Annotated in this window: 3 protein-coding genes; 2 read left to right on the top strand and 1 reads right to left on the bottom strand. The window is 66.3% G+C overall.

What is annotated here, in order from left to right; genetic code table 11:
- On the top strand, positions 1-437 hold a 437-nt coding region (locus AC1VAN_RS17965), incomplete at its 5' end, for a putative PEP-binding protein (protein ID WP_480986353.1).
- 150 nt (positions 438-587) lie between these two features.
- Complete coding sequence (locus tag AC1VAN_RS17960) at positions 588-1,481, top strand: mechanosensitive ion channel family protein (RefSeq protein WP_025879264.1); 894 nt, start codon at positions 588-590, stop codon at positions 1,479-1,481.
- A gap of 75 nt (positions 1,482-1,556) precedes the next feature.
- On the opposite strand, the gene AC1VAN_RS17955 is transcribed toward AC1VAN_RS17960, so the two are convergent.
- Positions 1,557-2,624 carry an alkene reductase gene (locus tag AC1VAN_RS17955; protein ID WP_480986352.1) on the bottom strand — a complete coding sequence of 356 codons (1,068 nt, stop codon included), beginning with the start codon at positions 2,622-2,624 and terminating at the stop codon, positions 1,557-1,559.
- Between the last annotated feature and the right edge of the window lie 2 nt (positions 2,625-2,626).

Genomic DNA, 2,626 nt, shown 5'->3' with positions numbered 1-2,626 from the left:
CCCTGGAAGAAGGCCGCAAGGTCGTCGAGGTGCTGGCCCAGAACGGCCTGAAGCRSGGCGARAACGGCCTGMRSATCATCATGATGTGCGAAGTGCCGTCSAACGCRMTSCTSGCCGAKGAGTTCCTGGAGATCTTCGACGGCTTCTCGATCGGTTCSAACGACMTGACCCAGCTSACSCTSGGCCTGGACCGCGATTCGTCGATCGTGGCGCACCTGTTCGATGAGCGGAACCCGGCGGTGAAGAAGTTGCTGTCGATGGCGATCAAGTCGGCACGTGCCAAGGGCAAGTACGTCGGCATCTGCGGCCAGGGCCCGTCCGATCATCCGGATCTGGCCGAATGGCTGATGCAGGAAGGCATCGAGTCGGTGTCGTTGAATCCGGACACCGTGGTCGATACCTGGTTGCGCTTGGCCAAGTTGAAGGCCAAAGGTTGACCTGTTGACGTGTGATGGCTGACGTCGCTTTCATCGACGCCTGCCCATACTGAAGCTGCACGCAAGCCCCGCCTCTGCGGGGCTTGCTGTTTCTGGCGTCCGCGTACGCCATGTTTCCGTCGCACCTGTTCCCGTTGCAAAGGAGTCCGCATGATCGCCGCTGCCCCACCCTCCCCCGCCACGACCTCCTGGTTCCGCTCACTCGACTGGGAACGCCTGCTGGAGACCTACGGCGTGCCGTTGCTGGCCGCGATCGTGGTGCTGCTGGTCGGCATGTGGCTGGCACGACGGCTGTCCAATGCCATGCCGCGCGCCACCTCGCGCATGGGCGTGGACCCGATGCTGGGCAGCTTCCTGCGCAACGTGGTCTACGCGGCCTCGCTGGTGATCGTGGTTATCCTGGCCATCGGCACGCTGGGCGTGCAGATCACTCCGCTGCTGGCCGTGCTCGGTACCGCCGGCCTCGCCGTTGGCCTGGCGCTGAAGGATTCGCTGTCCAACATCGCCTCCGGCGTGATGCTGGTGACCCTGCGTCCGTTCCGCGTAGGCGACGTGGTGACCATCGCCGGGCAGACCGGCACGGTTCGCGAGGTACGCATTTTCCAGACCGTGATCACCGGCGCGGACAACCAGCACACCACCATTCCGAACACGCTGATCACCGCCGCACCGATCATCAACCTCACCGCAGAGCCCACCCGCCGCGTCGAGCTGGTGGTGGGCATCGGTTACGAAGACAACATCCAGTTGGCGCGTGATACCGCACTGGCCCTGATGAAGGCCGACCCGCGCGTGCTGCAGACGCCGGCACCGGACGTGGTGGTGTACGAGCTGGGTGCGCACGCGATCAACCTGGGCATCCGCTGCTACGTGAAGTCGGCCGATCACTTCGGCACCAAGGTCACCCTGCTCGAACAGATCAAGCTGGGCTACGACAAGGCCGGCATCAACATCCCGTATCCGCAGCAGGACATGCACCTGTACCTGCATGGCAAGGATGGCGGCGTGGTCGAGGCAGACGCACTGGTGCGCGACAAGCCCTGATCGGCAGTGCCGACCACCGGTCGGCACCCATCCGCCGTCATCGGTAGCGCCGGGCCATGCCCGGCGGACGCTGCTTCAGGCCTCGACTGCCTCTTCCAGCACCGGATAGTCGGTGAATCCCGCCGCGCCACCACCGAAGTACGTCGCGCGATCGGGCGAATTCAACACCGCGCCGCTGCGCAGGCGCTCGGGCAGATCGGGATTGGCGATGAACGGCCGACCGAAGCCGATCAGGTCGGCCCATCCCTCCGCAAGCGCCTGCGCGGCACGCTCGGCGGTGTACTTGCCGGCGTAGATCAACGTGCCCGGATAGATCATCCGCAGCGCCTGCTTGAACGCGACCGGCATCAACGGGGCATCCTCCCAGTCGGCCTCGGCGATGTGCAGGTATCCCACACCCAGCTCGCCCAGCAGATGCGCGGCAGCCAGATAGGTCGCCTGCGGCGTGTCATCCACCGCCCCCTGCAGCGTGGTCAGCGGTRCCAGACGCACGCCGACTCGCTCGCCGCCAGCGACATCGACCACCGCCTGCACCACCTCGCGCAGGAAGCGCAGGCGATTGCGCAGCGCGCCGCCATAGCCGTCGGTACGCTGGTTGGCCTGCGAGTCGATGAACTGGTTGATCAGGTAGCCGTTCGCGCCGTGCAGCTCGACGCCATCGAATCCGGCAGCCAGTGCATTGCGGGTGGCCTGCGCATAGTCGGCCACGATGCCCGGAATCTCGTCCTCGCCCAGCGCGCGCGGCATCGAGTGCTGGATCATTTCGCCCACGCCGGATTCCGGACCGGCGCCGGTCGGGTYGACGAAGACCTTCACCCCTTCGGCCTGCAGTGCCGAGGAAGAGACCGGCGCCGCGCCGTCCGGTTGCAGGGCCACATGGGAGACACGGCCGACATGCCAGAGCTGGGCGTAGATGCGCCCACCCGCCGCGTGCACGGCATCGGTGACCCTGCGCCAGCCCTGCACCTGTTCGTCGCTGTGGATGCCCGGGGTCCAGGCATAGCCCTGGCCCTGCGGGCTGATCTGGGTGCCTTCGCTGACRATCAGCCCGGCACCAGCGCGCTGGGCGTAGTACTCGGCCATCTGCGCGGTGGCGACATTGCCGGCCGCCGCACGCGAGCGGGTCATCGGTGGCATCACGATAC

Source organism: Stenotrophomonas sp. 05L44_2 (genome assembly GCF_056665995.1).
This window is presented reverse-complemented; position numbering and strand designations above follow the sequence as displayed.

Coding starts and splice junctions, on each gene's coding strand:
- AC1VAN_RS17960 (WP_025879264.1), top strand. CDS start 588: ATGATCGCCGCTGCCCCACCCTCCCCCGCCACGACCTCCTGGTTCCGC.